At 39.3% G+C, this 24,390-nt stretch carries 26 protein-coding genes and 1 tRNA gene; 19 read left to right on the plus strand and 8 right to left on the minus strand.

Features of this window, described 5'->3' with window-relative positions; all coding sequences use genetic code 11:
* Positions 1 to 33 precede the first annotated feature (33 nt).
* The 4 genes from RIB54_RS17985 (at position 34) to RIB54_RS18000 (ending at position 4,422) form a co-directional block, all read left to right on the plus strand.
* Positions 34 to 1,860, plus strand: a complete 1,827-nt coding sequence (locus RIB54_RS17985; RefSeq protein WP_350102186.1) for an ABC transporter ATP-binding protein — start codon at positions 34 to 36, stop codon at positions 1,858 to 1,860.
* A 63-nt stretch (positions 1,861 to 1,923) separates the two neighbouring features.
* On the plus strand, positions 1,924 to 2,295 hold the full coding sequence (locus tag RIB54_RS17990) for a hypothetical protein (protein ID WP_350102188.1): 372 nt from the start codon (positions 1,924 to 1,926) through the stop codon (positions 2,293 to 2,295).
* 10 nt (positions 2,296 to 2,305) lie between these two features.
* The gene (lpcA, locus tag RIB54_RS17995) at positions 2,306 to 2,884 is read left to right on the plus strand and encodes a D-sedoheptulose 7-phosphate isomerase (RefSeq protein WP_350102189.1); all 579 of its coding nucleotides are present in this window, start codon (positions 2,306 to 2,308) and stop codon (positions 2,882 to 2,884) included.
* Positions 2,884 to 4,422, plus strand: coding sequence for a YifB family Mg chelatase-like AAA ATPase (locus RIB54_RS18000; protein WP_350102190.1), 1,539 nt, complete (start codon positions 2,884 to 2,886; stop codon positions 4,420 to 4,422). Before lpcA ends, RIB54_RS18000 begins: the two co-directional genes overlap by 1 nt.
* A gap of 82 nt (positions 4,423 to 4,504) precedes the next feature.
* Here the strand turns inward: RIB54_RS18000 and RIB54_RS18005 are convergent, their stop codons facing one another.
* Positions 4,505 to 4,945: a Dps family protein gene (locus RIB54_RS18005; protein WP_350102191.1), complete on the minus strand. Its 441-nt coding sequence runs from the start codon at positions 4,943 to 4,945 to the stop codon at positions 4,505 to 4,507.
* Between the two features lie 152 nt (positions 4,946 to 5,097).
* Here RIB54_RS18005 and RIB54_RS18010 point away from each other — a divergent pair, with 152 nt between their 5' ends.
* The 6 genes from RIB54_RS18010 to RIB54_RS18035 all read left to right on the plus strand — a co-directional run bounded on the left by RIB54_RS18010 (position 5,098) and on the right by RIB54_RS18035 (position 9,977).
* Complete coding sequence (locus tag RIB54_RS18010) at positions 5,098 to 5,559, plus strand: NADH-quinone oxidoreductase subunit A (protein WP_350102192.1); 462 nt, start codon at positions 5,098 to 5,100, stop codon at positions 5,557 to 5,559.
* Between the two features lie 95 nt (positions 5,560 to 5,654).
* Positions 5,655 to 6,170, plus strand: coding sequence for an NADH-quinone oxidoreductase subunit B (locus RIB54_RS18015; RefSeq protein ID WP_350102193.1), 516 nt, complete (start codon positions 5,655 to 5,657; stop codon positions 6,168 to 6,170).
* On the plus strand, positions 6,163 to 6,699 hold the full coding sequence (locus tag RIB54_RS18020; protein ID WP_350102194.1) for an NADH-quinone oxidoreductase subunit C: 537 nt from the start codon (positions 6,163 to 6,165) through the stop codon (positions 6,697 to 6,699). The genes RIB54_RS18015 and RIB54_RS18020 overlap by 8 nt, the downstream gene beginning before the upstream one ends.
* 3 nt (positions 6,700 to 6,702) lie before the next feature.
* A complete protein-coding gene (locus RIB54_RS18025; RefSeq protein WP_350102195.1) occupies positions 6,703 to 7,920 on the plus strand; it encodes an NADH-quinone oxidoreductase subunit D in 1,218 nt (405 codons plus the stop codon).
* Positions 7,920 to 9,404 (plus strand): NAD(P)H-hydrate dehydratase, encoded by a 1,485-nt coding sequence (locus tag RIB54_RS18030; protein WP_350102196.1) that lies wholly within the window; start codon positions 7,920 to 7,922, stop codon positions 9,402 to 9,404. The genes RIB54_RS18025 and RIB54_RS18030 overlap by 1 nt, the downstream gene beginning before the upstream one ends.
* 207 nt (positions 9,405 to 9,611) lie before the next feature.
* Positions 9,612 to 9,977 (plus strand): T9SS type A sorting domain-containing protein, encoded by a 366-nt coding sequence (locus RIB54_RS18035; RefSeq protein ID WP_350069014.1) that lies wholly within the window; start codon positions 9,612 to 9,614, stop codon positions 9,975 to 9,977.
* A gap of 80 nt (positions 9,978 to 10,057) precedes the next feature.
* Here RIB54_RS18035 and asnS read toward each other — a convergent pair whose 3' ends face one another.
* Complete coding sequence (gene asnS / locus RIB54_RS18040; protein WP_350102197.1) at positions 10,058 to 11,500, minus strand: asparagine--tRNA ligase; 1,443 nt, start codon at positions 11,498 to 11,500, stop codon at positions 10,058 to 10,060.
* Between the two features lie 137 nt (positions 11,501 to 11,637).
* Between asnS and rpoN the strand changes: the two genes are divergently transcribed.
* Genes rpoN through RIB54_RS18055 form a run of 3 tightly spaced genes read left to right on the plus strand, consistent with a single transcriptional unit; the run spans position 11,638 to position 14,475 of the window.
* A complete protein-coding gene (gene rpoN / locus RIB54_RS18045) occupies positions 11,638 to 13,071 on the plus strand; it encodes an RNA polymerase factor sigma-54 (protein ID WP_350069020.1) in 1,434 nt (477 codons plus the stop codon).
* On the plus strand, positions 13,071 to 13,691 hold the full coding sequence (locus RIB54_RS18050) for a PA-phosphatase (RefSeq protein ID WP_350102198.1): 621 nt from the start codon (positions 13,071 to 13,073) through the stop codon (positions 13,689 to 13,691). Before rpoN ends, RIB54_RS18050 begins: the two co-directional genes overlap by 1 nt.
* A 4-nt stretch (positions 13,692 to 13,695) precedes the next feature.
* On the plus strand, positions 13,696 to 14,475 hold the full coding sequence (locus RIB54_RS18055) for an enoyl-CoA hydratase/isomerase family protein (RefSeq protein ID WP_350102199.1): 780 nt from the start codon (positions 13,696 to 13,698) through the stop codon (positions 14,473 to 14,475).
* A 44-nt stretch (positions 14,476 to 14,519) separates the two neighbouring features.
* Here RIB54_RS18055 and RIB54_RS18060 read toward each other — a convergent pair whose 3' ends face one another.
* On the minus strand, positions 14,520 to 15,269 hold the full coding sequence (locus RIB54_RS18060; protein WP_350102200.1) for a porin family protein: 750 nt from the start codon (positions 15,267 to 15,269) through the stop codon (positions 14,520 to 14,522).
* 116 nt (positions 15,270 to 15,385) lie between these two features.
* Here RIB54_RS18060 and RIB54_RS18065 point away from each other — a divergent pair.
* Both RIB54_RS18065 and RIB54_RS18070 read left to right on the plus strand, forming a co-directional pair.
* Positions 15,386 to 15,459, plus strand: a tRNA-Arg gene (locus RIB54_RS18065).
* A 308-nt stretch (positions 15,460 to 15,767) separates the two neighbouring features.
* A complete protein-coding gene (locus RIB54_RS18070; RefSeq protein WP_350102201.1) occupies positions 15,768 to 16,901 on the plus strand; it encodes a Fic family protein in 1,134 nt (377 codons plus the stop codon).
* Between the two features lie 97 nt (positions 16,902 to 16,998).
* Here the strand turns inward: RIB54_RS18070 and RIB54_RS18075 are convergent, their stop codons facing one another.
* Entirely contained in the window at positions 16,999 to 17,295 is a 297-nt protein-coding gene (locus tag RIB54_RS18075) for a HigA family addiction module antitoxin (RefSeq protein ID WP_350102202.1), read from the minus strand.
* A 14-nt stretch (positions 17,296 to 17,309) separates the two neighbouring features.
* Entirely contained in the window at positions 17,310 to 17,591 is a 282-nt protein-coding gene (locus tag RIB54_RS18080) for a type II toxin-antitoxin system RelE/ParE family toxin (RefSeq protein WP_350102203.1), read from the minus strand.
* 187 nt (positions 17,592 to 17,778) lie between these two features.
* Between RIB54_RS18080 and RIB54_RS18085 the strand changes: the two genes are divergently transcribed.
* Together RIB54_RS18085 and RIB54_RS18090 are read left to right on the plus strand one after the other, a co-directional pair.
* Positions 17,779 to 18,471: an ion transporter gene (locus RIB54_RS18085; protein WP_350102204.1), complete on the plus strand. Its 693-nt coding sequence runs from the start codon at positions 17,779 to 17,781 to the stop codon at positions 18,469 to 18,471.
* 54 nt (positions 18,472 to 18,525) lie between these two features.
* Entirely contained in the window at positions 18,526 to 18,759 is a 234-nt protein-coding gene (locus RIB54_RS18090) for a hypothetical protein (RefSeq protein ID WP_350102205.1), read from the plus strand.
* Between the two features lie 170 nt (positions 18,760 to 18,929).
* On the opposite strand, the gene RIB54_RS18095 is transcribed toward RIB54_RS18090, so the two are convergent.
* The gene (locus RIB54_RS18095) at positions 18,930 to 20,222 is read right to left on the minus strand and encodes a DEAD/DEAH box helicase (protein ID WP_350102207.1); all 1,293 of its coding nucleotides are present in this window, start codon (positions 20,220 to 20,222) and stop codon (positions 18,930 to 18,932) included.
* Positions 20,223 to 20,410: 188 nt separating this feature from the next.
* Between RIB54_RS18095 and RIB54_RS18100 the strand changes: the two genes are divergently transcribed.
* A complete protein-coding gene (locus RIB54_RS18100; protein ID WP_350102208.1) occupies positions 20,411 to 22,024 on the plus strand; it encodes a SulP family inorganic anion transporter in 1,614 nt (537 codons plus the stop codon).
* Here the strand turns inward: RIB54_RS18100 and RIB54_RS18105 are convergent.
* Entirely contained in the window at positions 22,021 to 23,070 is a 1,050-nt protein-coding gene (locus tag RIB54_RS18105) for an ArsO family NAD(P)H-dependent flavin-containing monooxygenase (protein ID WP_350102209.1), read from the minus strand. The two genes, RIB54_RS18100 and RIB54_RS18105, sit on opposite strands and share 4 nt — an antisense overlap.
* A gap of 98 nt (positions 23,071 to 23,168) precedes the next feature.
* Here RIB54_RS18105 and RIB54_RS18110 point away from each other — a divergent pair, with 98 nt between their 5' ends.
* A complete protein-coding gene (locus tag RIB54_RS18110; protein WP_350102210.1) occupies positions 23,169 to 23,501 on the plus strand; it encodes a hypothetical protein in 333 nt (110 codons plus the stop codon).
* 50 nt (positions 23,502 to 23,551) lie between these two features.
* Here RIB54_RS18110 and RIB54_RS18115 read toward each other — a convergent pair whose 3' ends face one another.
* Positions 23,552 to 24,319, minus strand: a complete 768-nt coding sequence (locus RIB54_RS18115; RefSeq protein ID WP_350102211.1) for a hypothetical protein — start codon at positions 24,317 to 24,319, stop codon at positions 23,552 to 23,554.
* Between the last annotated feature and the right edge of the window lie 71 nt (positions 24,320 to 24,390).

Here is a 24,390-nt window from a genome sequence, read left to right on the forward strand (position 1 = left end):
ATTAACAGCTAACTTGCAGCCGATTTAAGAATTATGAAAATATTTTTTAGAATTTTTGGTTATGCCAAAAAGCTGCGATTGTTTCTGCCGCAGTATATCACTTTTGTTTTGTTAGGCTCTGTTTTCAGTGTTTTTAATCTCGCGCTGATTGGCCCGCTTCTATCTGTGCTTTTCAAAGAAGAAACTGATGAGACTTTTGTTAAACCTGAGTCTTTTGAATTAAGCATCTCATATATCAAAGACATGTTCAATTATCAGTTTTCAACCATAATTGAACAGCATGGCGAAAAGGATGCACTCATATTTGTTTGTATTGTCGTTCTCATTTCGGTTTTGTTTACCAATGTATTTAGATACCTCTCGGCTATAATTAGTGCTCGCATAAGACTTGATGTGGTGAAGTACCTGAGGATGGATGTTTATAATAAGGTGTCTAAAATGCATCTTGGATTCTTTAGTAGTGAGCGAAAGGGCGACCTTATTTCCCGGGTAACTAATGATGTACAAGAAGTAGAAGTATCGATATTAAGTAGCCCTAAATCTCTTTTTAGAGAGCCGGTAACCATTATTGTCTACTTTATTGCACTTTTCAGTATCTCTGCTAAACTTACTTTTTTCACGCTTTTAATACTGCCAACGGCTGGTGGTGCATTGGGTTATATTGTCAAGAAACTAAAAAAGAAAGCAGTTCAAAGCCAGGAGTCTTTGGGGCGTATAGTTAATATCCTTGATGAAACACTGGGGGGCATGCGGATAATCAAAGCGTTTAACGCCCGCGAGTATGTGCAAAGTAAAATAGATACAGAAACTAACTTTTATAGGAAAGTGAATTTATCTTATTCTTATAGAAAGGAGTTAGGATCACCTATTTCTGAGTTTTTGGGGATTGGAATTGTTACTGTCATCTTGTGGGTTGGTGGCTCACTCGTGCTCGACAATCAATCAGATTTAAGCGCTGGGGAGTTTATAGCTTATTTGGCCATATTCTCTCAAATTATTTCACCAGCTAAAGCATTTTCCCAAGGACTTTCCGGGGTTCAGAAGGGCATTGTTTCCGGAGAGAGAATTTTCAGCGTGATCGATAAAGTTCCTGCCATTCAAAACAAGCCCAATGCTTATGTGATTGATGGGTTTAATGAAAGCCTTAAATTTGAGAACGTCTCTTTTTCTTATGACAACGACAATCAGGTACTCAAAAATATAAACCTTGAGATTCAGAAGGGTAAAACGATTGCGCTTGTCGGACAATCAGGGGGAGGGAAGTCTACACTGGCTGATCTTATACCGAGATTTTATGATGTAACTGGTGGCGATATAAAAATTGATGGCCATTCTTTAAAGGATTGCAATATCGACTCTATCAGAAAACAAATGGGTATTGTTACTCAGGAATCCATACTTTTCAACGATACCATATTTAACAACATCGCCTTTGGTCTTGAAAACACTCGTGAAGAGGATGTAATCAATGCCGCCAAAATTGCCAATGCTCACAACTTCATTATTGAGCTTGAAAATGGCTATCAGACCAATATTGGTGAGCGGGGCATGAAGCTTTCTGGTGGCCAGCGTCAACGAATAAGTATTGCCAGGGCTGTGCTCAAAAACCCACCAATTCTTATTTTGGATGAGGCCACTTCCGCCTTAGATTCAGAATCTGAAATGCTGGTGCAGGAGGCTTTGGCCAACCTGATGAAAAACAGGACCTCAATAGTTATTGCCCATAGACTGAGTACCATTCAGCATGCTGACAAGATAGTTGTTATTCAAAATGGGGAAATACTGGAAAGAGGAAAGCATGATGAGTTATTGGCCAAGGATGGGGTTTATAAAAAACTCAGTAGCATGCAAAATACTTAATTTAATTTTTGTAGTTTTATTTTCATGGTTTATTGACAGCCTATTGTATTCTAACTTAACATTATGAAAAAGCCAAAGTCGATTTTTTTCCTTGTTTACTTGTTATTCCACATAACACTTTTGGTTGTCTCCATCTATGTAAACTATCGTTCCGAAGATTTTGAGTTCCTTCTTTATTTAAGAGGGAAAATGTCACTGATGGTGTATGTGTCTGCGCTGGGCCTGGTGCTGTTTTTTATAAATCTGATATTTTCAGGATTGGATGCCCGAACAAGTTCTAAAGAAAAGGCTGCCTTGGAGCAGGAGGTGAATGCCTTGAAAGCCAAGATGTTTGACCTTCAAGAGGCTACAAGCTCTAAAAGACATGAATCTACTACTATACCAACTGAAGCAGGCAATAAAAGCACTTCAGAGGCTGATAGTGACGACAATTAACTAACTTTTTATGGACAATCAGCTCATCATCAAACAAGAGCTTTTGCACGCCTATGACGTGCTTGATAAATTTATAGCCGACCCTGAAAATATCAATAGCATCGAAGCGGGAGCTGCTTTGCTAGCCAATACTTTTAAAGCCGGAGGCAAGGTTATTTCATGTGGTAATGGTGGCTCTCATTGTGATGCCATGCATTTTGCTGAAGAGTTGACCGGCAGGTTTAGGGATGACAGAAACCCGCTTCCGGCAATAGCCATCTCTGACCCAAGTTATATGTCCTGTGTGGGCAATGATTATGGATTTGATTACGTGTTTTCCAGATTTGTTGAAGGTGTTGCCAAGGAAGGCGATGTGTTATTAGCAATTAGCACCAGTGGCAATTCCAGAAATGTGATTAACGCAGTAAAGACTGCCCAAAAGAAGGGGGTAAAAGTTATTGCACTTACCGGAAACGGTGGCGGCCAGATGGCCGGTATGGCTGATGTGGAAATACGAGTGCCGCATTACGGTTACGCAGACCGCGTTCAGGAAATTCACATAAAGGTTATTCACATCCTTATTTTATTGGTTGAAAAACTGGTTAAATAATGCTTGCTAAGTCATTTGGAGCAGCAGTATATGGCGTAGATGCCAAAATCATCACAATAGAGGTTAATGTTGGGCAGGGAGTTAAGTTCTTTATGAGCGGACTGCCAGATAGTGCCATTAAGGAAAGTGAGCACCGCGTTGAATCTGCCGTTAAGCAATATGGCTATAGGATGCCCCGCCAGAAGGTGGTGGTTAACCTGGCTCCTGCTGATATTAAAAAGGAAGGAAGCGCCTATGACTTGCCCATTGCGCTAAGCATTCTTAAAGCTTCTGACCAGATAAGCGCAGATAAGATGGAAGAGTATCTTATTATGGGTGAGCTTGCATTGGACGGTTCATTACGCCCGATCAAAGGTGTACTGCCTATTGCCATCGAAGCAAGAAAAAATAAATTTAAAGGGTTTATGCTTCCTAAAGAAAATGCAAAGGAAGCGGCCATTGTTAATGACCTTGATGTCATTGGGGTGGAAACCATTGCCGAAGCCGTTGCCTTCTTTGAGGGTAAACTACAGATAGAACCACTGGAAGTAGATACCAGAGATGTGTTCATGGCGCAAATTGATAATTATAGCGCAGATTTTAAAGATGTTCAGGGGCAGGAGAATATCAAACGAGCCCTTGAAATAGCCGCTGCTGGTGGACATAACGCCATTATGATTGGCCCTCCGGGCGCAGGCAAGACCATGCTGGCGAAAAGGCTTGCTTCAATACTGCCGCCATTAAGTTTGCATGAGGCACTTGAGACAACCAAGATTCATTCGGTAGCTGGAAGGCTGGGTGCAGATGCTTCATTGGTTTCAACCAGGCCATATCGCTCACCTCACCACACAATTAGTGATGTGGCCTTAGTAGGTGGAGGTGGAAATCCGCAGCCCGGGGAAATATCTTTGGCGCACAATGGGGTTTTGTTTTTGGATGAACTTCCTGAGTTTAAACGTACTGTTTTGGAAGTGATGCGCCAGCCCATGGAAGATAGGAAAGTGACCATTTCCAGGGCAAAAGTTTCATTGGACTACCCAGCCAATTTTATGCTCATAGCCAGTATGAACCCGTGCCCATGTGGGTATTATAATCACCCTGAGAAGGAATGTGTTTGCGGCCCTGGTGTTGTGCAGCGCTATTTGAGTAAAATCAGCGGCCCTTTACTGGACAGAATTGATCTGCACGTGGAGGTAACGCCAGTTTCATTTGATGAAATGACGGCTAATAGAAAAACCGAAACTAGCGAAGAAATTAGGACTCGGGTGGTAAAAGCCAGAGACATCCAGACCAATCGATTTGAAAAGGTAAAGGAGATTCATTGCAACGCCATGATGCCCTCACAAATGGTGAAGGACATCTGTGAGATCAATGAAGCAGGCAAGACATTGCTGAAAACTGCCATGGAAAGACTCGGACTATCAGCCAGAGCCTATGACCGTATTTTGAAAGTATCCAGAACCATCGCTGACCTGGCAGGATCAGAAGAAATTAAGATAGAGCATTTGGCTGAAGCCATTCAATACAGAAGCTTAGATAGAGAAGGTTGGGCGGGGTAATGAGCTATTAGCTTCGAGCCGTAAGCTACAGGCCTACCTATGTTTTTGCTTGAAGCTTATAGCTCGTCACTCAAAGCTGATTTTATTTAAGCCATGCTTTCATCATCCACAAGGTTTTTTCCTGTTGGTCTATGAAGTCAGACATCAGGTCTTCGGTACCATGATCATCAGCCTTAACGGCCAGTTCTTTGATCTCACGTTCAAGTGACAATAACTCTTGCAGGTTATCGGCTACAGTAGAAACCGAAGTTTCACCATCATGAACATTTTTGGTCACTTTAATGGTCGATGTTTTTAAGTAATCTTCAAATGAGTGCAATGGCAAACCTTCTATGGTCAATATGCGCTCAGCAATCTCATCTATCTTTAAAGCCGCATCGGTGTACAGTTCTTCAAACTTTGCATGCAACTGAAAAAAGTGCTCGCCTTGTATGTTCCAGTGAAAACCCCGGATGTTCTGGTAGTAGATCTGATAATCTGCTAACAGTACATTCAGTCTTGAAATTATTTCCGCGTTTTTCATGATATTTTTCCTTTTTGTTATACTTCAAATTTACGAAATTACATTTCATTAGTAAAATTGATACTTATTATGATTCAATAGATTATACTTATATCTTCTTAATTCAAGTGTTCGGTATAGGCAGTCTTATTGGTTATATTTGGTCATAACATATGTCAGAATACGGAGAAATATTGCTTTTTATAATTGGGGGGTTACTCTTTCTTGCAGGTGGGCTATTCACTAATTATATATTGAGGCCATCCCGCCCCAATGCTGAGAAGTTGACTACTTATGAAAGTGGTGAAGAGCCAATCGGCTCGGCACGAGGTAGGGTGAATACCAGATTTTATATTATAGCTTTGATATTCCTGCTGTTTGAGGTGGAGATCATATTTCTATTCCCATGGGCTACGGTATTTGGCAATAAGGAGAAAATAGCCGCAACTGACGGGTTATGGGGATGGTTTTCTTTGATTGAAATGTTTGTATTCATAGGCATTCTTGCTTTGGGCTTAGCATATGTTTGGGTTAAAGGCCATCTGGACTGGCCAAAAATTGAAGTTCCTAAAAATGATTTTAAGTCACCCGTACCAGCAAAGTTGTACGATGACATTAATAAGAAATACAGTTGATTAAGAATGGTAAACCAGTAAGATACAATGGTGTTTAAATACTAATGTCCAACTGCTTACTACTAATAACTAACTACTAAAGACTAACTACTAAAGTGGGCTTACTAGATAAAGAATTTAATAGCGGAGGTGTAATTGTCACCAAAATAGATGATCTCATCAACTGGGCGAGATTATCTTCTATGTTTCCCATGACATTTGGGCTGGCATGCTGCGCTATAGAGTTTATGAGCACCGGTACTTCAGCTTATGATATGGATCGTTTTGGTATGGCACCCAGAGCTTCTCCAAGACAGGCTGACATTATGATAGTGGCAGGGACAGTCACTTTTAAAATGTCCGATAGAATAAAAAGACTTTATGAGCAAATGGCCGAACCTAGATATGTTATTTCTATGGGTTCGTGCTCAAACTGTGGCGGACCGTATTGGGAGCACGGTTATCACGTGGTAAAAGGGGTAGATAAAATTATTCCGGTTGATGTTTATGTGCCCGGTTGCCCTCCGAGGCCAGAGGCTTTAATTGGTGGCTTCCTGAAATTGCAAGAGAAGATTAGAAATGAAAGTTTGATGGCGCCTAAGGCACTCGAAAAGATGATGGAAAATGGCTGAGCTTGATACTAACCAAATCGTTGAACTGATCAAAAGCACCTTTGGTGAAGCTGCTGTTATTGAGGTAGTAGAAGCTTCGAGTCCCACTGTTGTAGAAGTGGCCGTAGATCAAAGTCTATCAATTTTTGAATTTCTGTATAAAGATGAGCGGCTGTATTTCGATATGCTTTCGTGCATCACAGGTATAGACAATGGTCCTGAAGCAGGAATTATGGAAGTGATTTATAATCTATATTCTATTCCATTCGAGCAAAGCCTTGCCATTAAATTAAAAGTATCAAGGGAGCAACCAGAGGTGCCTTCATTGGTTTCTATCTGGCGTGCTGCCGACTGGATGGAACGTGAGACTTACGATTTGTTCGGTATTAATTTCAAAGATCATCCTGACTTGAGGCGTATTCTATTGCCAGCAGATTGGGAAGGTTACCCGCTTCGAAAAGATTACAAGCATCAGGATAAGTATAGGGGCATGACGGTCGCGCACAAAGATTTGTTAAATAAAGAAGATCAACCAGAAGGTAGGGAATAAGTTTTGTCCAGTAAAATTCAATATCAATATCAAGAAGGTGGTCTGATTGCTTCAGAACCCAATAAGTATGTTGAAGCTAATCTGAAGTCAGACGAAATGGTGGTCAATCTCGGCCCACAGCATCCGTCAACACATGGTGTGTTACGATTGGAGGTTTTGACTGATAATGAAATCATCAAAGATGTAATTCCGCACATTGGGTATCTGCACCGTTGTTTTGAAAAGCATACCGAGGCATTGCCCTACAATCAGATTATCCCCTATGTAGATAGAATGGACTATGTGGCGGCCATGAATAATGAGCATGCCTATGCGCTGGGGGTAGAAAAGATGCTGGGAATTACAGATAAGATTCCAAAACGAGTAGAATATATCCGGGTTCTGGTGGCAGAATTAAATAGACTGGCCTCGCACTTTGTGGCGGTTGGCACCTATGCCATGGATATTGGAGCTTTTACACCTTTCTTCTGGATGATGCGAGACAGGGAGCATATTCAAAGGCTACTGGAATGGGTCTCTGGTGCGCGCATGCTGTATAATTACATCTGGATTGGTGGATTGTTTTATGATTTACCTATCGGTTTTGAAGACCGTTGCGCAGAGTTTGTTAAATACTTGAAGCCAAAGCTTAAAGAACTCGAGACACTGGTTACTGATAATAAGATTTTTATAAATAGGACAGCTAATGTTGGAGTCCTACCATTAGACTTAGCCATCAACTATGGAGTCACAGGACCAATGCTTCGGGCCTCAGGACTTAAGTTTGACCTAAGAAAAGTAGATGCCTATTCTGTTTATCCTGAAATAGACTTTAATATTCCAATTGGCTCAGGGCAAATGGGCACACTCGGTGATTGCTGGGACCGTACTTATGTTAGGGTTCGTGAGATTCATGAATCGGTAAGCATTATTGAGCAATGCTTGGTTAAGCTACAGAATGAACATAAGCGTACCAGAGATTTTGATCCACAAGAGCTGGTGCCTAAGAAAATAAGGCCTAAAGCTCAGGATTTATACATCAGGGCTGAGAACCCTAAAGGTGAATTGGGCTTCTATTTCAGAGCTGATGGCCGAAGCGATATGCCTTTCCGTTGTAAAGCACGCTCATGCTGCTTTTCTAACCTTTCGGTGATTGCAGATATATCTAAGGGCAGCATGATAGCTGATCTAATTGCTATTTTGGGCTCCATAGATATTGTACTTGGCGAAGTCGATAGATAATGAAAATTCTAAGCATTAACGATACACGGGCACTTGATGAATACACCATCAAGCACGAGCCAATATCCTCTGTTGACCTTATGGAGCGGGCATCACTGGCTTTTTGTGATTGGTTTATTGCCAATGTTTTCACAAAAAGTGTGACAGTGATTAGCGGTACGGGTAATAATGGTGGAGATGGACTGGCCATTGCTCGCATTCTAAAATTAAAAGCATATGATGTTTCTGTCTATGTGGTAGGAGACGCTGAAAAAGGGTCAAATGACTTCAAGTTGAATTGGGAAAGGATGGATATAAAGCCTCAGGTTCTGAAAGACAATCTTCCAGATATAGACCCAGGCTCAGTTATTATTGATGCGATGTTTGGCTCTGGCTTGTCCAGGCCTGTTGCCGATCATTATGCCGAGGTTATTCGGTATGTTAATGCACAGGATAACACAGTCATCTCTGTTGACATTCCCTCAGGGTTGTTTGCAGACCAAGCTTCAGCTGGTGAGGCAATTATTAAAGCGAATGCCACTGTTACTTTCCAGTTGCCCAAGTTGGCGTTTATGTTTCCTGAAAATCATCAATTTGTTGGTGAATGGGAGGCTGTTGATATTGGGTTGTCGCAGCAATTTATCGAATCTACTGCTACTAACTTTTACTACCTCGAAAGCAATGACATTCAGCCATTAATTCAACCTTTAGCTAAGTTCAGCCATAAAGGTTCAAATGGTCACGGGCTGCTCATAGTTGGTTCTTATGGAAAAATGGGAGCAGCGGTGCTTTCGGCAAAAGCGGCTTTGCGAACCGGAATTGGTCTGTTAACTGTTCATGTACCCAGATCAGGTAATGAAATCCTGCAAAGCACAGTTCCTGAAGCTATGTCAATACCCGATGTTAATGATGGGCATATTTCAGAAATGCCTGAAGTTGAAAAATATTCAGCTATCGGAATTGGTCCCGGTCTTGGTAGGCATGTGAGCACCGTAAAAGCATTGGGTGAGCTACTTAGAACAGTATCAAAACCTTTGGTTATTGATGCAGATGCCTTAAATATTATTTCTGAAAATCAGGAGTTGCTGGAATTGGTTCCTGAGAATTCAATATTAACACCACACCCAAAAGAGTTTGAAAGACTGGTAGGTTCATGGTCTGATGATTTCGACAAGCTCAATAAGCTCCTACAATTGGCCAAAAGATTTAATCTGATTGTAATTTTAAAAGGGGCACACACGGCCATAGCTTCAGCTGATGGTGTTGTTTATTTTAACTCTACCGGCAATCCTGGTATGGGCAAGGGGGGAAGCGGAGATGTTCTTCTCGGAATGCTCACCTCATTAGTGGCTCAGGGTTATCAGCCTCTTGATGCAGCCAAAATTGGCGTTTACCTTCATGGATTGGCTGGAGATATAGCTGCAGATGCTTACCATGAAAGAGGAATGATTGCTTCCGACATTATCGATATGATTCCTTCAGCCTATCAGGAATTGACATCATAAGGTGTTATCTAATTGTTAACTTTTTTTGTTAAAGTGACCTTGGACTAAAGTTTTGAGGTGGTTCGTTGTATTTTTTCAGAAAACCTGCCTGTAGCGATAACTTTTGCTTCTGTTAGCCGTATTTAGAAAAAGTGTTTGCAACGAATCAAGTTTTTAAAAATTGTATTTTTTGGTTTGATTCTTGCTATTGAATAGAAAAAGTAAAAAATGAAATTTGCCAAATATCTACTTATTACATTATTGATTGCCGGTGTTGGACAGGTTTCTTTTGCTCAAAATACTGGCGAGCTGAACAGATTCTCTAATGAGTCTTTATCAGTTAAAAATGAGGTGAAATTGTTTCCTAACCCAACTACGGATTATCTGGAAATAAAAATCAATAACGCCACTTTCGAAAATGCCACGTTAACTGTTCATAACATTATTGGCAATACTGTAGAAGTAGAAACTGAGCTGGTTGGTGAGAACAACTATAGAATAAAAGTGAAGGATTTGGCTCCTGGTTATTATCTACTGGCTATCAAGGATGAAAACAATGTATTTAAAGAAACTTACAAGTTTCTAAAACGATAAATCACAGGTTAATTGAAATTTAAAAACCCTGTCTCAGTATTGCTGAACAGGGTTTTTTCTTGATGTTTATTTAGAGCCTTTTAAAACTCAGCGTTATCAGGAGTTCTTGGAAAAGGTATTACATCCCTGATATTACCCATACCCGTAACGAACAACATTAATCTTTCGAATCCAAGTCCAAACCCGCTATGAGGCGCTGAACCAAATTTTCTTAAGTCCATATACCACCAAAGGTCTTCTTCTGGAATGCCCATCTTCTTGATCTTGGCTTTCAGCACATCATACCTTTCTTCACGCTGTGCGCCACCAATAATTTCCCCAATACCAGGGAACAAAACATCCATAGCGGCTACAGTCTTTTCATCTTCATTTAGGCGCATATAGAATGCCTTGATGTCTTTAGGATAGTCACGAAGTATAACAGGCTTTTTGAAATGTTTTTCAACCAGATATCTTTCGTGCTCCGATTGCAAGTCAGCACCCCATTCATTGATCAGGTATTGGAATTTTTTCTTCTTGTTTGGATTTGAATTTTTAAGAATATCAATGGCTTCAGTGTAAGTAAGCCTTACAAATTCATTTTCTGCAACAAATTTAAGTCGCTCAATAAGACTCATTTCAGCACGCTCTTGTTGAGGTTTCTGCTTGTCTTCCTCAACGGCCCTGTTATTCAAAAACTCGAGATCATCTTTACAATTGTCAAGCGCATAGTTCACAAGGTATTTCAAGAATTCCTCAGCAAGATCCATGTTGTCAATGATGTCATAAAAGGCCATTTCCGGCTCAATCATCCAGAACTCTGCAAGATGCCGGGAGGTATTCGAGTTTTCAGCCCTGAAAGTAGGGCCAAAAGTATAAACTTCAGACAATGCCATACAAGCCGTCTCAACTTCAAGCTGCCCGGAAACAGTTAAGTTGGTTTCCTTGCCAAAGAAATCTTCCTTAAAATCGATATGCCCTTCCTCTGTTTTCGGAAGGTTTTCTAAGTCAAGGTTAGTCACCTTAAACATTTCTCCGGCACCCTCGGCATCACTGCCTGTGATTATTGGGGTGTGGATATTAAAAAAGCCCTTCTCAGTAAAGAATTTGTGTACCGCAAAAATCATAGCATGGCGCACTCGATAGATAGCACTGAAAGTATTTGTTCTTACCCTTAAATGAGCGATCTCTCTCAAAAATTCAAGAGAGTGTCTTTTAGGCTGTAAGGGATATTTGTCAGCATCAGCATCGCCCAATATCTCCAGTTGGCTCACCTTGATTTCAACTGATTGGCCTTTGCCTTTAGACTCAACAACTTCACCTATTACAGATATGCACGCCCCGGTAGTAATGCGTTTCAGTATTTTTTCATCAGTGGTTGTAAAATCAACAACAGCCTGAATATTATTTATTGTAGAACCATCATTTAAAGCTATGAACTGGTTGTTTCTGAATGTTCTTACCCAACCTTTTACCACTACTTGCGCTCCAACTGATGTACTTCCCAATACATCAATAATTTTCGTTCTTTTTTTAGCTTCCACGATGCTTTTTTGTTACACTTATTCTTTTAAAAATGACCGCAAAAAAACGATAAATAAAGCTTTTTATCAAAGAATAGGTGAAATATAATAACTTTGACGTAAATTTAGTTAGGGTCAAAAAATAGCGTTGAAAACACATGCAGAAACTTGGTTTAACCCAAAGTTTACAACAGAAATTATCTCCGCAGCAGATACAATTTATCAAGCTGTTGCAAATACCTACTGCCGAACTCGAACAGCGGGTTGAGGAGGAGTTAGAGGATAATCCTACGCTAGAAGAGGGCAAGGAAGAACCTGAAGAAACTACCGAAGATTTTGAAGATGATGACATTCCGAGCGATGAGCTGGATGTAGATGACTATCTTCGTGATGATGACTTTAGTGGTTATAAAATGCAAGGCGATGGAGATAATGGCGAGGACAGAGATATGCCTATTGCCATGTATTCAACCCTTAACGAGCAACTAATCAATCAGTTAGGGTATTTAAAACTTGATGACCGTCAGTACAACATTGGTAAGCAGCTGATAGGGAGCATAGAAAGTGACGGTTATATAAGAAGGGAGCTGGAGGCTATTATCAATGATTTGGCCTTTTCTCAAAATATAGAAACTGACCTTGACGAGGTTGAAGAAATCCTTTATAAAATTCAAACTTTTGATCCTCCTGGCATAGCGGCACGTGATCTACAGGAGTGCTTGTCACTTCAACTTGAAAGAAGGGCGGACGATCAGAATGTAGATGTTATAGTTGCAAAGCTTATTATAGAGCAGTGCTTTGAAGAGTTTACTAAAAAGCATTACAGCAAAATACTGAAGAAGCTTGATCTTGAGGATGAAGATTATGTGAAAGATGCTATTGAGCTAATCCGTAAATTAAACCCAAAGCCAGGAGGCTCTTCGGAAGGGATGGCAAGGACTCAATACCTCATTCCAGACTTTATTTTATCCAACGATAATGGTGAACTGGAGCTGTCGCTAAATTCCAGAAATGCTCCTGAGTTGCGCATTAGCAGATCATATTCTGAAATGCTGAAGGCGTACGACAAAAGTGATAAAACCGATCGAAAGTTGAAGGATACTGTCTCATTTGTAAAGCAAAAGCTTGATGCGGCCAAGTGGTTTATTGATGCGATAAAACAGCGCCAGCATACTTTGCTAAACACCATGCGCGCTATTGTTGACTATCAATATGAATATTTTTTGGAAGGCGATGAAAGCAAACTTCGTCCTATGATTTTGAAGGATATTGCTGAAATCATTAAAATGGATATTTCTACCGTATCCAGAGTGGCCAATAGTAAGGCAGTGCAAACAGATTTTGGAATTTATCCCCTTAAATATTTCTTCTCAGAAGGTATTGCCACAGACTCGGGTGAAGATGTGAGTAGTAGAGAGGTGAAGAATGAATTGAAGATTTTGATAGAAGGAGAGGAGAAAAAGAAACCTTTGTCAGACGACAAGTTGGAGAAGTTGTTAAATGCCAAAGGATATAATATAGCCCGTAGAACTGTAGCCAAGTATAGGGAGCAATTGAATATCCCGGTGGCCAGATTAAGAAAAGAGTTATAGTGCAGAAAAGACTGGCCAATTTAGTTTCTTATGTGTTTCACCCATTGTTAATGGCAACCGGATTGGTGGCTATTCTCTATTATTTCGCCCCATCTGTAATTCAGCCTATAAGTGAAGCATCGATAATACCCATCCTTTTAATGGTGTTCATCTTGACCTATATTATCCCATTGATAAGTATAGGCATGCTGAAATTGACTTCTTCCATCTCAAGTTTTAAATTGAGCAATAGGAAGGAACGCTTGATGCCATTTTTTTTTGTGACCATTTATTACGCATTAACAACCTATTTGTTTGCAAATAAAGTGGTGCTTGGTAGAACTCTTATTATCATCTTTTTGGCCATTACAGCAATTATTTTTTTAGTGGCGGTAATCACTATTTTCTATAAAATTAGTGCGCACAGTGCAGGTGCTTGGGGGCTGGTGGGCTTCTTTTTAGGGCTTTATTTTAAGTATCCTGATAATCATTTGTACTATCCAATAATGGCCTTTATTGTATTGGCAGGTATTATTAATTCATCCAGGCTGTATTTAAATGAGCATGATTTAGAAGAGACTTTTTGGGGTTCTATCTTGGGGTTTTCTATCAGTTTTGGAGCTATTTATTTATTAACTTGAGAATATGTTTGAATTTTTGAAATATGAGAATAAGGGTGGAGTGGCCACAATAACGCTCAACAGACCGGAAGTATTTAATGCCTTTAACGATGGTTTGAGTTATGAACTACAAGATGCGCTAAAGCAAGCCAGCAAGGATGAGTTGGTACGTGTTGTTGTCATTACAGGTGAGGGAAAAGCGTTTTGTTCAGGCCAGGATTTGAAAGCCTCTTCAGCCCAGGAAAAGAGATCATTTATTGATTCATTGCATAAGCGCTATAATCCAATAATACGTGCGATGCGAAATATGCCAAAGCCTATTATTGCCAGATTAAATGGCGTTGCCGCAGGAGCAGGATGCTCTTTAGCACTCGCATGTGATATTATTGTTGCTGCCGAAGAGTCTATGCTCGTGGAGGTTTTTGTAAATATTGGTTTGGTGTTGGATTCAGGATCATCATATTTTCTACCTCGTCTGGTAGGCAGTGCCAAGGCTTTTGAAATGAGTACAATGGGTAGCAGAATCAAAGGTAAAGAGGCATTTGAAATTGGTTTAGTCAATAAGGTTGTTCCATTGGCTGAGCTTGATGAAGCCGTCAAAGTTTATACCGACTATTATGCATCAGCACCTACCAAGGCCATAGGTATGATGAAGAAAATGTTGAACAAAGCAGGCAACAGTTCACTTGATGATATGTTAGACTATGAAGCTTACTGCCAGGAGATAGCGGGTAGCACGGAAGATTATAAAGAAGGAGTGAATGCCTTCTTAGAAAAGCGAAAAGCTGAATTCAAAGGAAGATAAAAAAAGCCTCGTTGGAGGCTTTTTTTATCTTGTTCTTATGCTTTTTAGAATCCTGTGAATGACAGGCCAATTGTTATGTTGCTGGCTTCTGTCATATTCGGGCCTTTGCCTTTTTCAAATAATGGTGTTAAGTTTTGATAGTAGAATACATTGAAACCTCCAATGCCTATTCTGCCAGTTACTCCATATCTAAACCTGGTAAGTTCAAATGAATCTTTTACTTTTTCCTTTACACGGTTGCCATCATCTTCCTTCTTTATTTTTGTATGCGAGCTCATCAGCATTCCAACTTTGAACCCTACACCAACTTTAAAACTTCTTCTTTGATCTTCAGGATTTCCATAAAATCTTAATTCTAATGGAATGTCAAGATAGTTAGTAACAAGCATAGACTTTTTAACGTCTACTGAATCGAGGTTGCTAAAAGCAACTGATTTTACACCCACGCTATCTATAGCTCTGGTTAGTGTTACATCTTCTTCAAACTTATACCTGTCAAGTCCAACACCAACTCCTGGCAAGAAGTAGAATTTTGAATTTCCTATTCTAAAATCATACAAATAGTAGAAGTTCAAAGTTCTCGAGCCTAGTATTTCTGTTTCTATTGCAGGATCATCATTGAGCAATAAGTTTAAACCAAATTCGATCAATAAATGTCCTGGAACATCAGGTCTGGCTTGTCTTTTTCTAATCTTCATTGGCCCTCGCTCTGCTTTCAGCTGTGGTACCCCTTCCGCCATTACAGATAATGAAACCGTAGAAAGTATAAGTGTTGCTATTAAATTCTTCATCATATTTTATAAACCTAAATCTGCCCTATTTATTGTAGCCGCGCAAAGATAGTGTTTTTTAAAAAAGTACCTTTTTTTGAGAGAATTAATTATTTACCTTTGCGACTCCTTAAAAGAAAGGCCTCGTAGCATAACTGAATAGTGCACTTGATTACGGCTCAAGAGGTTACAGGTTTGAATCCTGTCGAGGTCACAAAATGAAGCTAGTTTTGGAGTTAAATCTGAAACTAGCTTTTTTTGTTTTATCGGGATGCTTAATATGAGAAAATATTTAATCATTTCGAGATACGCTTTCTTTAAGCGAAAAAGAGGTTTCTTTTTAAAGGTGTTAACTGAATCTATTGAATTGTGTGATTGGTTTTAATGTTTGTTTTTAAGTAGACATTAAAAAACGCTGAATTTAATGTCTACTTAGTTGTTGGCATCATTTTAATAGTCTACTTTAGAGTAAACATCAAATATTTAATTATTTAATGTTTACTAGAATACAGACATCAATAAATGAAAGAGCCACTTTTTACAATTAATCCTGATCGGAACGTTCCATGGAATGATCTTCCAGATTTGCCTATTCATGAAAAACTTTATCGTACAATTAACATCATGGAGCAACTGGCCAATACTAAAGCTGCGCTTGGCCGCTTGCATGGAAGGTCAATTGCTATTCCTAATCAAGGAGTATTGATTAATACTATTAGTTTGCAAGAAGCTAAAGCTTCAAGTGAGATTGAAAACATATTTACCACTGATGATGAGTTGTACCAGGCTTATAGTGAAAGAGAAGAGGACACAGCACTAAAAGGGGCACCTAAGGAAGTTTTACGATACAGAGAAGCATTGTGGTCGGGGCATGATTACCTAATAAAAAATAATGAGTTTAGTGAAGATTATTTTGTCCAAACCTATCGTAAGATAAAGCAAACAAGCGATGGAATAAGACCAGCTAGTGCTAATATTTATATAAAACAGGGTGGAAGTGGGCCAAATGCCGGAGCGGCTATTTACACACCTCCCAGGGGTAAAGGTGTAATAGAATCTAAATTGAAGAATTTAATTGAATTCGTTAACGATGATGAGGCCTATAACATTGATCCATTAATTAAGATGGCTATAGCACATTACCAATTTGAAGCGATACACCCGTTTAGAGATGGAAATGGTCGTGCAGGAAGAATATTCAATATTAATATATTGACCCAAAAGGGATTGCTCGATCTTCCTATCTTATTCTTAAGCCGTTATATTATCGATCATAAGAATGACTATTATTCTTTACTGGCAGGAGTTACACAAAGAGGCCAATGGGAAAAGTGGATATTATTTATGCTCAAAGCGGTTGAGGTGACCTCAAACCTAACATTCAATAAAATCAATGATATAATCTCAGCTAAAGATGGAATAATAGAAGCAATTCAAGAGGAAACAAAAATCCGCAAACCAGAACAACTAGTACAAATGATCTTTACGCAACCTCTCACTAAAGTGAGCCATTTAACAGATGCGAAAATCTATGCCGAAGGCACTGCAAGAAATTATCTAAACGAACTCTGTGAACTTGGAATCCTAGAGAAAAAGACCATGTCTGGTCATCATTATTACTTGAATCTTGAACTATACAGGATATTATCTGAGTAAGGGTAAATCGCATTTTTTGTCACAAATCAGTCACAAAATGAAGCTAGTTTTAGAGTAAAATCTGAGACTAGCTTTTTTGTTTTATTGTAAGATGTAATCAGGCAGCGCTGGTTACGCTTTTAATTTCACTTAATATCGCTACCTTATTTTGTCTTTCTTCTTCAAGATCATAGTCATCTTGAAGACCGAGCCAAAATTTAGCAGTTGTACCAAAAAATTTCGAAAGCCTTAAGGCTGTATCGGCTGTGATTCTTCTATTTCCTTTTAAAATCTCGCTAATACGGGTCTGTGGTATAAACGTTTCCTTAGCCAATCTGTAGGCCGAAATGTTCATTGGTTCTAAAAACTCCTCTTTTAAAACTTCTCCTGGGTGGATATTTGCTAACTGTTCCATTCTTTTTTCACCATTTAGTGGTAGTCTTTTATCTCAACTTCAAACGCATCATTATTGATCCATTGAAAAATAATTCGCCATTGCTTGTTAATTCTTATGCTATGAAAATCCTCTAAGTTACCTTTCAATTTTTCTAATCGATTGGCAGGTGGTATTCTCAAATCATTAATATCATGAGCATTGTTAATCATCCTTAATTTCCTTTTGGCCATATTCTGAATTTCATTAGGAAGCTTTCTCGAGCGAATTCCTTCCCAGATTAGTTCAGTTTCTTTGTCACCAAAGGATTTAATCATTTAATATAAACGTATTGCGTTACTAACGTATAAAGTTAGTAAATAGTTTTGAATTGGTTAGATATATTTTATCAATTTATTCTTGAAGAACTACAAGTAGTGCGGTTGCCAGCTTCGTTTAAGATACACTGTTTTCCTTTCTTTTTTTGTAGTTTCATCATTCAAAAAAAAATGCGATAAAGGTATAGTGAAAGCATTACGAAAAATTATAATAGAAAGTGATTCAAGGCAAGGTAGAATATTTGATATATTCATTCAGGTTCTTATTGTTATATCACTTATTACATTCTCAGTTGATACACTTCCAAACAAAACTGAATCTACAACCCGACTTTTAAGAACAATTGAAATAATTACCGTTAGTATTTTTACTATCGAATATTTATTCAGAGTTGTATTGAGTGAGAGGAAGTTAAAGTTCGTTTTTAGCTTCTTTGGTTTAGTTGATCTGTTATCAATATTGCCCTTTTACCTATCAGTAGGTTTGGATTTAAGGTCATTGAGAGCTCTGAGGCTTCTCAGATTGTTTAAGCTATTTAGATATTCGAAAACGATTAGAAGAATGAAGGTGGCATTATCAATAGCCAGACAGGAATTGGTTCTTTTCTTCTCATTGACGTGTATTCTATTATATCTTTCCGCGGTAGGTATTTATTACTTTGAAAATGCAGCCCAGCCGGAAAGTTTTTCTTCAATATTTTCCTCACTATGGTGGGCCGTTGCCACACTAACTACAGTTGGATATGGTGACATTTATCCTATTACTGTAGGTGGTAAGATATTTACTTTTGCAATACTAATGGTGGGTTTAGGAATTGTGGCAATACCTGCAGGGATCATTGCTTCTGCAGTTGAAAAGGCTCGCGACATGGAGGGATAAATATTTTAATACGAGTAAATATTTCTACATATCGAAAACTCCTAAATTTACCTCATGAAATACACCACTAAAGAATTAAAATCCGGAATTCTGTCTATAGATTTAACGCCTGAAAATGAGATTGAATCGAAGTTATTGGTAAAAGGAGATAGTGATAATGACGAAATTATAGATATCTATTATCAGGATGCGGTGAGCAAGTACAATAGCAATTATGAGCTGGTTCAAATCATTGATATAGCCAAATGGCCTAACGCTGCTGTAGTTAAATATGAAGTAGTGAAGTGACTTGGAAAACAGCGTAACTAATAAAGGAGGTGTCTCAAAAGTTAAGCGTCATTGCGATCCGCCAGCTGGCGGATCGCAATCTCTTCTAAGGACTCGAAGACAACTATGAGATTGCTTCGGTTCCTCGCAAAGACGAAGTCCTAATACTTTTTAGACAACTTCTCTTATCATTATCTAGATCTTGAGGATCTATTAAAATTCTTCTTTTTGGCACCCTCGGTTCTTGGTCGCTTTCCACTATTGGAGTTTCTGGAGTTTGAATTTCTGGAAGAGTTGTTATTTCTTGAGTTGCCGCCTCTACCATTGTTCTTTTTAGGCTCAGAAGGAATGTTGTTTGGCTCGAATCCTTCTACAATTTCTGATGGTATTCTAATGCCAATTAACTTTTGAATATCACTCAAATAATCTACTTCATCGATACACACCAATGAAATAGCCTGTCCGTCAGCACCAGCACGGCCAGTACGGCCTATTCTGTGTACATAGTCTTCAGCTATGTTAGGCAACTCATAGTTGATTACATGCGGTAATAATGGAATATCTAAGCCCCTGGCCGCTATGTCGGTAGCAACGAGCACACGCACATTGCCACTTTTAAAATCGGCCAATGCTTTAGTTCGGGCACCCTGGCTCTTATTACCATGTATGGCTGCTGAAGTTATTTTACTTTTAGACAGCTTCTCGCTCAGCTTATTGGCACCGTGCTTGGTACGGGTAAACACCAATACCTGCTGCCAGCTGCCCTCATTTATCAATTTGACTAAAAGCTCATTCTTATTGCCTTTATCAACTCTATACACTAATTGGTCTATTTTTTCGACAGTAGTATTTTCTGGAGTTGCTTCAACAGAAACTGGGTTGCGCAATAAACCATTGGCCAGCTCTCTTATTTCTTTAGAAAATGTTGCTGAAAAAAGCAGATTCTGCCTCTTTGCTGGAATTAGGCTCAAGATCCTTTTGATGTCTCTTAAGAACCCCATGTCCAACATTCTGTCAGCCTCATCAAGCACAAGTACTTCGATATCACTTAATGAAAGTAAATTCTGACTGTTCAAATCAATGAGCCTTCCAGGAGTGGCCACCAAAACATCAACACCACTTCTAATAGCATTGACCTGTGGATTTTGATTGACACCACCGAATATCACAGCCGATTTTAGGTTTAAATAACTGCCATAATATTTTACATCTTCAAACACCTGAGCAGCAAGCTCGCGGGTTGGGGTTAATATTAAGGCCCTTACTTTCCTTCTTCCTGTATATTGCTTGGCACTTAGGTTTTGCAACATAGGCAGCGCAAAACCTGCGGTCTTACCGGTTCCTGTTTGTGCTGATGCCAATAAATCCTTTCCCTGTAAAACTACTGGTATGGCTTTCGATTGTATAGGAGAGGGGGTTTTGTATCCTTTTTCGCTAATTGCTTTTAGCAGGGCATCGGACAACCCCAGATTATTAAATGACATATAAATTGTTTGTGAAACGACAATTTATTAATAGAGTCATTTCTTATGAGATGCAAAGGTACACTTAATTTACCCGATAACATCATGCTTCCGAAAAGGCAAACGTTTGAATAATAATAAAGATTATCAACACTGTCAATTGGCTATAATTAGGGCTATATTTGCGCCCTTTTTAAAATAATTGAGCCATGCGTAAAATATTCCACAGCTTCACTTTTAATCCTAAAAACGATGTTCTTTCAGGTCTTACTGTAGCACTTGCCTTGGTTCCTGAAGCGGTAGCCTTTGCCTTTGTGGCTGGTATCGATCCGTTGGTAGGGCTTTATGGAGCCTTTATGATGGGGCTTATTACAGCGTTATTTGGTGGTAGACCGGGTATGATATCTGGAGCGACAGGAGCAATGGCTGTAGTTATGGTGCACATGATTCAGCAAGGAAATATTGTTGGTGAAAATCTGGCTAACCCTGTAGATAATCTTGGGTTGCAGTGGCTATTTATTACGCTTCTGATAGTTGGTGGTATACAAATAAGTGCTGGCGTTTTGAGACTTGGTAAGTTCGTAAGACTTATACCACATCCCGTTATGATGGGCTTTGTGAATGGTTTGGCGATCGTGATCTTCTTATCACAGTTGGGTCTTTTTAAAGAGAATGTTAATGGTGAGGTACAGTGGCTTCAGGGAGCTGACCTGTGGACAATGATTGGTTTTGTTGGACTTACCATGGGTGTAATGTTTGGTTTGCCAAAACTTACGAAAAAGATACCTGCAGCTTTAACGGCAATTATTGTTGTAGCGGCCATCACCATTTTAGGTGGAATAGACGTGAGTACAGTGGGATCTTTCATTAAAAATGGAGGAGGAGAAGGTCTTGAGGGTGGATTGCCAACCTTCCAATTTCAAATCTTCGGTTTGTTGGATACACTGAACGGCCATTGGGGCTTGATCATATCTACAGCATTTTTATTGGCTGCAGTTGGTTTAATTGAGTCATTGATGACTTTGAACTTGATTGACGAGATGACCGATACTCGTGGTAGTGGAAATAGGGAATGTGTCGCTCAGGGTGGTGCGAATATATTAAATGGTCTTTTTGGTGGAATGGGTGGCTGTGCCATGATCGGTCAGTCTATTATTAATATAAATTCTGGAGGTAGAGGAAGGTTGTCAGGTGTTGTTGCTGCTATTGCATTATTATGCTTTGTGTTATTTGGTGCTCCACTGATTGAGCAAATTCCAATTGCGGCTTTGGTAGGTGTGATGTTCATGGTGGTGATAGGCACATTCGCATGGAGTAGTTTTAGAGTAATCAATAAAATACCCAAATCTGATGCTTTTGTATTGGTAGTAGTATCAGCAATAACAGTATGGCAGGATTTGGCAATTGCTGTGCTTTCAGGTGTTGTTATTTCTGCTCTCGTATTTGCATGGAAAAATGCTACTATGATTCGTGCCCGTAAAAGTATCAAGGAAGATGGTACCAAAGTTTATGAAATCTGGGGGCCTTTGTTTTTTGGTTCTGTTCAGAATTTCAATCAAAAATTTGATGCTGCTACAGATCCTGAGAAAATTGAAATTGACTTTATTGAGTCAAAAGTTACAGACCACTCAGGCATTGAGGCCGTTCGCAACATTGCCAATAAATACCTTGATCTGGGTAAATCGGTGAAGTTGACACACTTGAGCCCTGAGTGTAAAAAGCTTTTACTTAAGGCCAACCCGGGGTTTGAAGAAGTAATAGAAACTTCAATTGATGATCCAAGGTACTGGGTGGTTACAGATTTGTTGGATAAGGAAGTTTAAGCTGTAAAATATTCCGCCACTTCCTGAGCGGTTTGTCTTGCTGTGCGACCTACACCAATAAGTGTGGCCGAAGCATAGCCCGTCCAGCTACCATAACCTACAAACCAGAGACCTTCTATGTCAATAGACCTGGTAGATTGGGTTTTGGGTTTCTCATCAGTGGATAGCCCCAATCCTTTTAAGTGATCTAGCGCGGGTTTGAAGCCAGTGCACCATATAACTGCATCAAATTCTTCTTTACTTCCATCAGTCCAGATAACACCATTTTCATAGAATGATTTAAACGGCCTTCTGCTTTTTAGAACGTTTCTTTCCCTGGCTTCTTTAACAGTGTCAACCATTACAACATCGCCTAGTGATCCCACTGGTTGGATATCACGGCCTTCAAGTTTAGCCTTATATTGCTTCGTGGCAAATTCAAACAAATAGCGCCCGTCAACTTCATCAGGTAGAAACTTGGGCTCCTGGAGTGTAACCCAGGTTGTATTAGCAACTTTGCTTACGTCAGCAAGGATTTGTGCACCTGAGTTGCCGCCACCAACAATCAATACTTTCTTGCCTTCCAAAGCTTCTGCATTTCTATATCTGGCGGAGTGCATAGAAGTGCCTTTGAATAATTTAAAATCTGGATAATCAGGAATAAAAGGCTTTTGCCAGCTGCCTGTAGCGCTGATAAGCACCTTGCACTTATAGTTGCCCTTGTTAGTATTTAAGGAGAATATACCATCTTCTTTAGTGACATTTTCTACTTTTACTGGGCGCTCAACAGGCACGTTATACCTGTCCTCATATTGTTTGAGGTAGTTGATTACATGTGTCCTTCCTGGATATTCTTGCTCTGATTTTGGCATGAGCCACCCTGGTAAAGAGCTATGTTCTGCAGGAGAAAATAACCTTAACGATTCCCAGCCATGGAGCCAGGCACCACCAGCTTGATTTTGATCGTCAAGAACTAAATAGTCAAGCTTAGTCCTTCTCATAAAATAGGCAGTAGCTAATCCACTTTGCCCACCACCAATTATTATAACATCAAATATTTTTTCCATGTGACTCAAAGATATACAACGTGAATTTGCTATTGATCAATTTGAATATTTGGTTAGATTTATCATCAAATAATTAATGATTAATAAAGATTAAGACTTTGAAAAGTAAGGAAGCATTACTTAAGGATGTGATCTGGATGAGAGATCACGGTGAAACAATAAGATCAATATCTAGTTTTCTAGAAGCTAATTGTGACGATCCCGAAATTATAAAATCAGTAATCATACTACTTGAGGCATATGATAGGGAGAAAGAGGGGCAGGGGCTGAGTTGGGTTAAAATGTTAACCTTGAGTAATATTCTCGGAGTAATCTTTCTTTGCTCTGGATTATTTATGGTTTTTTATCTGTGGGGTATGGGTTGGGTATCAACCGTACCATTTATTTTGATTGGAATTGGGGTTTTGGCTTTAACAGGTTCTATTAAATAAAAAAAAGGAGTACTTAAAAGCACTCCTTTCCGAGTTGTGAGTTGTTGTTATTAGATAGTTATCCCGAAGCTAAAGGCATTCAACTTTGGTCCTTTGTCTTCTACGAACATTTCGTTTAAGTCATAGGTAGCAAACAGATCCATACCTCTGAAGCCTACCTGCACCCTTACACCGTATCGGACATTGTTAAGGTAGAAGCCGTCATGGTCACGGTCTTTATTTCTATCATCTATCACTGTTTTAGCATGACTTGCAATTTTATAACCTGCATAACCACCAACACCGAATCTCAAACCACCAGCATGTCTTCCAAATCCATCCCAGTCCCAACCACGTCTGTGTCTGTGGCCTCTATGGCTGCTGCCTAACTTAATCATAGGCACAAAGCTGGCATTTACATATGAGGCAGTTAGCTTACTTTTCTTGGAATCGACATCTGCCGGAGCTTCAGTAAATATCACGGCATCTGGCCCTTCTTCAATTCTGGTAGCTTCATTTTCAAATTTGAAATTGTACCAGCTTACGCCAAAACCCCACTCGATATGTAAAGGACCGGCTATATGAGTATCGTTATTGGCATTTAAGCCTACATACCATGAGCCCCAAGGACGTACGGCATACAGCTCATTGTTGTCATTGGGAAACTTTTCGTCTTCTAACCAGTTGTTGATGCCCAGATCAACCTGAAAGTTATGACGTGTGCCGTAGTTGTACTTTCTTTTCTTTTCTTTAATAGTAGTATCATCATCTTGTGCTATTGCAGACGACATCACCGTAAATAATAAGACTGCTACCATAAGTAATTTTGACCTTTTCATTTTCTTTTGAGTTTAAATTTTAGACATAATTTTAGCGCTACACCTCATTTTGAGATGCCAAATAGTTATAA

This window comes from Fulvivirga sp. (assembly GCF_040218215.1).
GTDB lineage: Bacteria > Bacteroidota > Bacteroidia > Cytophagales > Cyclobacteriaceae > Fulvivirga.